7 protein-coding genes and 1 tRNA gene are annotated in these 6,657 nt (G+C 65.4%); 3 read left to right on the forward strand and 5 right to left on the reverse strand.

Annotated elements, in window-relative coordinates; translation table 11 throughout:
- Positions 1–12: 12 nt before the first annotated feature.
- The 4 genes from ACFQ50_RS11055 to ACFQ50_RS11070 all read right to left on the reverse strand — a co-directional run bounded on the left by ACFQ50_RS11055 (position 13) and on the right by ACFQ50_RS11070 (position 4,201).
- A complete protein-coding gene (locus ACFQ50_RS11055; protein ID WP_377995569.1) occupies positions 13–1,059 on the reverse strand; it encodes an ABC transporter permease in 1,047 nt (348 codons plus the stop codon).
- A 65-nt stretch (positions 1,060–1,124) separates the two neighbouring features.
- On the reverse strand, positions 1,125–2,120 hold the full coding sequence (locus ACFQ50_RS11060) for a substrate-binding domain-containing protein (RefSeq protein ID WP_377995570.1): 996 nt from the start codon (positions 2,118–2,120) through the stop codon (positions 1,125–1,127).
- 138 nt (positions 2,121–2,258) lie between these two features.
- The gene (locus ACFQ50_RS11065; RefSeq protein ID WP_377995571.1) at positions 2,259–3,053 is read right to left on the reverse strand and encodes a TIM barrel protein; all 795 of its coding nucleotides are present in this window, start codon (positions 3,051–3,053) and stop codon (positions 2,259–2,261) included.
- On the reverse strand, positions 3,050–4,201 hold the full coding sequence (locus ACFQ50_RS11070) for a Gfo/Idh/MocA family oxidoreductase (protein ID WP_377995572.1): 1,152 nt from the start codon (positions 4,199–4,201) through the stop codon (positions 3,050–3,052). The genes ACFQ50_RS11065 and ACFQ50_RS11070 overlap by 4 nt, the downstream gene beginning before the upstream one ends.
- Before the next feature lie 109 nt (positions 4,202–4,310).
- Here ACFQ50_RS11070 and ACFQ50_RS11075 point away from each other — a divergent pair, with 109 nt between their 5' ends.
- Positions 4,311–5,309 (forward strand): LacI family DNA-binding transcriptional regulator, encoded by a 999-nt coding sequence (locus ACFQ50_RS11075; RefSeq protein WP_377995573.1) that lies wholly within the window; start codon positions 4,311–4,313, stop codon positions 5,307–5,309.
- 27 nt (positions 5,310–5,336) lie between these two features.
- Here the strand turns inward: ACFQ50_RS11075 and ACFQ50_RS11080 are convergent, their stop codons facing one another.
- A complete protein-coding gene (locus tag ACFQ50_RS11080; RefSeq protein WP_377995576.1) occupies positions 5,337–5,813 on the reverse strand; it encodes a MarR family winged helix-turn-helix transcriptional regulator in 477 nt (158 codons plus the stop codon).
- 95 nt (positions 5,814–5,908) lie between these two features.
- Between ACFQ50_RS11080 and bcp the strand changes: the two genes are divergently transcribed.
- Positions 5,909–6,385 carry a thioredoxin-dependent thiol peroxidase gene (bcp, locus tag ACFQ50_RS11085; RefSeq protein ID WP_377995574.1) on the forward strand — a complete coding sequence of 159 codons (477 nt, stop codon included), beginning with the start codon at positions 5,909–5,911 and terminating at the stop codon, positions 6,383–6,385.
- Between the two features lie 128 nt (positions 6,386–6,513).
- A tRNA-Leu gene (locus ACFQ50_RS11090) sits at positions 6,514–6,598 on the forward strand.
- Positions 6,599–6,657 lie beyond the last annotated feature (59 nt).

Genomic DNA, 6,657 nt, shown 5'->3' on the forward strand with positions numbered 1-6,657 from the left:
CACGGTCCCCTTCTACTTCAGTTCCGCGCGGCGCTTGACGATCAGGTTCACGATGGTGGCCAGCAGCAGCATCAGGCCCAGGAAGAACTTGAACCAGTCCGGGTTCCACTGCGCATACACGATGCCCTTGTTCGCCATCCCGAAAATAAACGCACCGATCGCACCACCCACCGCGGAGCCGTACCCGCCGGTCAGCAGGCACCCGCCGATCACCGCCGCGATGATGTAGAGGAACTCGTTGCCCACACCCTCACCGGACTGCACGGCGTCGAACGCGAACAGGTTATGCATCCCCAGCACCCAGCCGCAGAACCCCACCGCCATGAACAACCCGATCTTGGTCTTCGTCACCGGAACACCCACCGCCCGGGCCGCGTTCGCGTCCCCGCCGGACGCGAAAATCCAGTTGCCCACCCGGGTCCGCAGCAGCACCCACGAGGCCACCGCCACCAAAGCAATCCAGATGAACACCGTAATCTTGACCTCCACGCCGCCCAGCGTGACCGAGGAGGCGAAAATCGCCTGGGCCGAGGAGAACCCGTCCATCGTGGAGATCGACGGCGAGGACACCGACCCGCCGATCAGCCGGGTCAGGCCCAGATTCAGGCCCGTCAGCATCAAAAACGTCGCCAGGGTCACGATGAAGCTCGGCAGCTTCGTCTTGACCAGAATCCACCCGTTGATAAAGCCGATACCCAGCGAGACCACCAGGGCCAGGCCGACGCCGACCCAGACATTCGTGCTGAAATACCAGCTGAACAGCGACGCCGTCAGCGCCGAACTGATCACCGCAACACCCGTCGAAAGGTCAAACTCGCCGCCGATCATCAGCAGCGACACCCCCACCGCCATGATGCCGATCGTCGAGGACCCGTACAACACCGTCGCGAACGCATTCGGCTGGATAAACGTCTGCGACACGGACGCGAAGAAGACGAACAGGACAACAGCACCCACGAGGGCACCGACTTCGGGCCGTCCAAGGAGTTTCTGTAAAGGATTCTTCCGGCCGACTCGCTCATCGACGGCGGGAGGCCTGGTCAGGGTCTGGGTGGTCATGATGGTTCTCCTTTGTTCCGCCGGCGCCTGCCGGAGAGGCGGGCACCGGCGGATGTCCAAGCTGGTTAGCGAATGCCCTGCTGGGCGAAGGTGAGGGCGTTGGCTGCTCCGGCCTTGTCCACGATGGTGGGGCCGGTCAGGACGGGCTGGCCGCCGCCGATCCTGAAGCCGCCGCGCTTGTACTGCCAGAGCGCGTCCACCGAGCTGTAGCCCTGGAGCCAGGGCTGCTGGTCAACGGTGAATTCAACGGCGCCGTCGGCAATCTTCTGGGCGAGTTCGGCGTTCATGTCGAAGGAGGCCACCTTGGCCTTGCTGCCGGCGGCGGTGACTGCCTTGAGGATGGTCAGGGTATAGGGTGCGCCCAGGCCGATGACGACGTCCGCGTCAGGCGTGGCCTGTAGCTTGGCGGTCACGGTGGAGGACACCTGGGTCATGTCCGTGCCCTGCACGTACAGGATTTCCGTTGCCGGAACCTTCGACTTCACGCCTGCACAGCGGGCTTCGAGGCCTACGTGGCCCTGTTCCTGGATGACGCAGATGCCATGCTTCAGGCCCAGGGAGTTGAGCTTGTCGCCCACCGCTTCACCGGCGAGTTTCTCGTTCGACCCGAAGTGCGTGAACGCGCCCAGCTGTGCCGACACCGATTCGCCGGCGTTCAGGCTCACGATGGGAATGCCTGCGTCCGTGGCCTTCTTCAGGGCGTCCTTCAGGGCGTCCGGCTTGGCCAGGGTCACGGCGATGCCGTCCACCTTCTGGTCCACGGCCTGCTGGATCAGCTGCGCCTGGCGGCCGCCTTCAGGGTCCGAGGTGTACAGCAGCTCCACGTTGTCCTTGGCTGCGGCTTCCTCGGCGCCCTTGCGGACAATGTCCCAGAAGGTGTCGCCGGGAGCAGCATGCGTGATGAGGGCGACCTTGATGCGCGGCGTCGACGCCGCCTGCCCGCCGGCCCCGGCGTTCGCGTTTTCCGCCGGCCTCCCACCGCTGGATGAACAGGCGCTGAGAGCCAACATCGGCACGACGGCGGCAACCAGTGCCACCTTCTGCCATGAAAATTTCTTCACCGAAAATCTCCTTTGATCCGGGTTCCGGCCGTGCCACGCCGCACCGGCTGGAATGTTTATATATCCGATCATGGTGACTCGGATCACTCTTGTCAATGTTTGTCCTAACATTAGGACGATATTAGTTTTGTTGCTGGTTTACCCGCCTATGAAGGCATGCCGGAACGCCGACAGGGCCCTGTCCCCCGCGGCAAGTCCGGATCCGCCCGACGCGGCCGCCTCCAGGCCGATAACGCCCGAGTAGCCGGCGCCGGCGAGCGCCTTGGCGACGGCGCTGTAGTTAACCTCCCCCGTTCCGGGTTCGAACCGGCCCGGAACGTCAGCCACCTGGATTTCCCCGATCCACGGCAGGGCTCCGCGGACAAGTTCAATAAGGTTTCCTTCGCCGATCTGGGCATGGTAAAGATCCAGCATCATCCTTACGTGCGGGTGGTCAGCTGCGGACACCAGCGCCAGAGTGTCCTTGGCCCGCGCCAGCGGTATGCCCGGGTGATCCAGGGCAGTGTTGAGGTTCTCAAGCGCAAAGACGACGCCGTGCCGCTCACCAAGGCTGCCCAGCCGCTCCAGGGTGCGAAGGCCGGTCAGCCACATCTGTCCGGTGGAGCGATGGAGCGGGCGGACGGCCACCCCGCCGTCGCCAAGTTCCGCCGGATGCACCACCATGCGCTCGACGCCCAGCTCCAGCGCCGTCGGGATGAGCTTCTCCGCCGATTCCACGACGCGGTCCGCACCGTCGGGGTCGATGAGACTGCCGCCGAAGTAGCCGCTCATGGAGGAGAAACGGGCACCCGTGGCAGCCAGCACCGAAACGTCCCGGCCCCGCGTGTCCCAGAGTTCCACCTCGAACCCCTGCTCATGAATGCGCTGCACCCGCTCGATGAGGGGCAACTCGCCGTAGAGCATCTCGGCGCATGCTGCCAGCCGGAAGCTCATGCGCCCCGCCCTCTGGAGTTCTGTCCCATGGAGTGCTGTCCTGCGAACTGCAGCCCGGGCTCGGCCGGGCGCAGATGTGCCACAGCGGAAACATCCACCGGGACGCCGGCCTCGTGCGACCGGATCGCAGCCAGCGCCACCGCAAGCGCGTTGCGGGCATCGACGCCGCCCGGTGCCGCCGTTCCGCCCCCTGCCCGTCCGGCCCGGCGCGCCGCCACGCCGTCGACGAACCGGGCCAGTTCGGCGGTGTAGGCATCGTGGAAGAGGTCAATGTTCAGCCGCACGGTGTCCGAGGCGGTGCCCGCCGCGGTGTAGCTCACGGCGCTGGATGCCTGCGGGCCGCCCGCGGAGACCATGCCGGCCGATCCGAAGACTTCGCCCCGCACGTCATAGCCATACAGGGCGTTGAAGTTGGCCTCAGCCACTGCAATGGCACCGTTGCTGTAGGTCACCGTGACCACCGCGGTGTCCAGCAGGCCGCCGGCTTTCGCTTCCGGGGCGACCAGGGCGTCAGCGACTGCGTGCACCTTCACCGGCACCGCACCCGGGTTCAGCCAGTTCAGGGTATCGAAATCATGGATCAGCGTTTCCAGGAAGATCGTTCCGGGCGCTATCCGCTCCGGGGAGGCAATGCCAGCCGCGGTGCCCGGGTCACGGGTGAGGGACCGCAGCAGCTGAGGGGTGCCAACCACCCCGTCGTCGATCAGTTTCCTCGCGGCGGCGAAGTCCGCCGCGAAGCGCCGGTTGAACCCGAACTGGACATTGACCCCGGCGGCGTCAGCAGCGGCAAGTGCCTCATCCAGTTCCTCGACCGTGCGGCCGCCCGGCTTTTCGCAGAACACGTCCTTGCCGGCCCGTGCGGCAGCTGCGATAAGACCCGAATGGAATCTTGCCGGTGACGCCACCAGAACGGCATCAATGTCGGGATCGTTAATCACGTCCGCCGGATCTGCGGTGATTCTGCCAACGCCAAGCCTGCCTGCCAGGGCTTCAGTGGCCGGCAGGGCGGGGTCAGCGATGGCATCCAGCCGCGCATTGGGAATGCGGTGCGCGACGGATTCGGCATGGAAGGCGCCAATCCAGCCGGCTCCAATCAGGCCGAGGCGGACGGGTCGGTTGTCACCGGCCGGTTGCTGGACGTAGGTCATGTTTCAGTCCCCTTCTCGAGTTTCTAGATCGTTCTAGTGCACTGATGGTGGCACAGCCGTTGGCAATCTGTCTAGATCGTTCTATAGACTGCTGGCAGCAAGGAGGCACATGACTGAACAGCAACGGCGCCCCACCCTGATGGACGTCGCCGAGGCGGCCGGCGTATCACGGGCCCTGGTGTCCATCGTGATGCGCGGTGCCCCGGGCGCGGCCGAGGCCACGAGGCAGAAGGTGCTCGACGCCGCGCGTCAGCTTGGCTACCGGCCGGACAGCCGTGCCCGGCTGCTGCGCAGCACACGGACCAAACTCCTCGGCCTCAGCTTCTCCACGGCGCACGCTTTCCACGCCGAGATTGTGGACGCCGCTTACGCCGAGGCCGGCGCCAAGGGATACGAACTCGCACTGGGCGGCGTCACCAGCGGCAGGCCCGAGGCCCGGACCATCGAGGCTCTCCTGGATTTCGGGTCCGAGGCACTGATTCTGATCTCGCCCACGCTCAGCAGCGACGAACTGGCGCGGTACGCCGCCCAGGTGCCGGTGGTGAGCCTCCTCCGGAACGACGTCGGTGAACTCACCGACTCCGTCAGCAGCGATGACTACGAAGGCATCCGAATGGCGGTGGAGCACCTCGTGTCCCTGGGGCACCGGCGGATCGTCCATGTCGACGGCGGTTCCGCGGTCTCCGCCGAACCGCGCCGGTCAGCTTTCCGGGCGGAGATGGAACGCCGCGGCCTGGAGCCGGCCATTATTGCCGGCGGTGCGATGGAGGAAGACGGAATGACGGCCGGCAATACCCTCGGCCCGGTCATGCCGACAGCCGTGATCGCCTTTAACGACAGGGCGGCCCTGGGGGTCATCGAGAGCCTCCGGGCACAGGGGCAACAGGTTCCGGCAGACGTGTCAGTGCTGGGCTACGACGACAGCCAGTTCGCGCGGCTTAGCTATGTGCAACTGTCCTCGATCAGCCAGGACGCCCCACTGCTTGCCGCGGCGGCAGTGGACCGCGCCGTGGCGCGGATAGAAGGAAAGCAGCCGGCCGGGCATGTTGTGCGGACCCCGCACCTGGTGGCACGCAAAACCACTGCCGCTCCCCCTGCAGGCGGGTAGTCGCCGGTGCCGGGAATTCGCCTCGGACTAGGAATTTGCCTCGACGATCAGCCCGGCCTCGGCGCCGGCAACGATCGCGCTGGTCTCCGGCGATGCGAAGCGCTTGGCCAGCTCCCGGACCACGGCCTGCAGTTCCTGGCGGAGCAGATCCGGGTCAATGGACGCCGCGGCGAGGACGGACCGTTCCATGTCCGCAGCAGCCATTACTGCTTCGGTGCCGCGTTCCGTGAGCGATACGACGTGGCTCCGCCGGTCCGACGTGCTGCGCTGGCGCACGATGTGCCCGTGCGACTCGAGGCGGCTCAGCGTCTTGCCCATGGTCTGGGCCTGCACCCGGACAAGCTGGGCCAACTGCGCCTGCGTCATGGGACCGCTGTTGTAGAGCACCTCGATGGCAATAACGCCCGCGTGGGTCAGGCCAATGGCGCCCAGCTTCTCGTTCCATGAGTGCTCAACGAGGCGGGCCGCCGTGGACAAGAGGCGCCCTGTGGGCCAGCGATCCATATCAGGCATACCACCAAGTATAACTAAGCCTGATTAGTACCCGACACGAAGCCTTACTAAGCTGAAATGTCCTGCACCAAAACAAGGAGACAACGTTGGCTGAAAAACTTACGCCCGGCGACACTGCCCCCGGCTTCACACTGAAGAACGCAACGGGAGCGGACGTCAGCCTCAGCGATTACCGCGGCCGGAACACCATCGTCTATTTCTACCCGGCCGCTGCAACACCCGGGTGCACCAAGCAGGCCTGCGACTTCCGGGACAGCCTGGCATCCCTTCAGGCTGCCGGCTACGAGGTGTTGGGAATCTCGCCTGACCCGGTGGGCAAGCTGGCCAGTTTCGCCGACGCCGAGGGCCTCACGTTCCCCCTCCTGTCAGACGAAGACCATGCAGTTGCCGAGGCATACGCCGCGTGGGGCGAGAAGAAGAACTACGGCCGGACCTACGAGGGCCTCATCCGTTCCACTGTGGTGGTGGATCCGGACGGCAAAGTCGCCGTGGCCCAGTACAACGTCCGGGCCACCGGGCACGTCGCCAAGCTGCGCAAGGATCTGAAGCTCACGGACGCCTGACGGCGCTGCCCAACGCAAACGGAGCCTGCCGCAAGGACCGCACAGGTGACGGTACAATTGAGGCTGGCATCCGCCGTCGTACGTTTTCCTGCTGCTGACAGCATGCAGGGCGCACCAGGCGGAGCCGGGCGCGAGTGGTGAAATTGGCAGACACGCAGGATTTAGGTTCCTGTGCCTTCGGGCGTGGGGGTTCAAGTCCCCCCTTGCGCACCAGGAAGAAACGGGGAAATCCCGGGCTACGGCCCGGGATTTCCCCGTTTAACAAACTTTCC

The sequence above is a fragment of the Arthrobacter sp. NPDC056493 genome, assembly GCF_042795115.1.
Taxonomy (GTDB): domain Bacteria; phylum Actinomycetota; class Actinomycetes; order Actinomycetales; family Micrococcaceae; genus Arthrobacter.

Bases quoted from the DNA above. Each gene is read 5' to 3' on its own strand.
- ACFQ50_RS11055 (WP_377995569.1), bottom strand. From the start codon at position 1,059: ATGACCACCCAGACCCTGACCAGGCCTCCCGCCGTCGATGAGCGAGTC.
- ACFQ50_RS11065 (WP_377995571.1), bottom strand. From the start codon at position 3,053: ATGAGCTTCCGGCTGGCAGCATGCGCCGAGATGCTCTACGGCGAGTTG.
- ACFQ50_RS11070 (WP_377995572.1), bottom strand. From the start codon at position 4,201: ATGACCTACGTCCAGCAACCGGCCGGTGACAACCGACCCGTCCGCCTC.
- ACFQ50_RS11075 (WP_377995573.1), top strand. From the start codon at position 4,311: ATGACTGAACAGCAACGGCGCCCCACCCTGATGGACGTCGCCGAGGCG.
- ACFQ50_RS11080 (WP_377995576.1), bottom strand. From the start codon at position 5,813: ATGGATCGCTGGCCCACAGGGCGCCTCTTGTCCACGGCGGCCCGCCTC.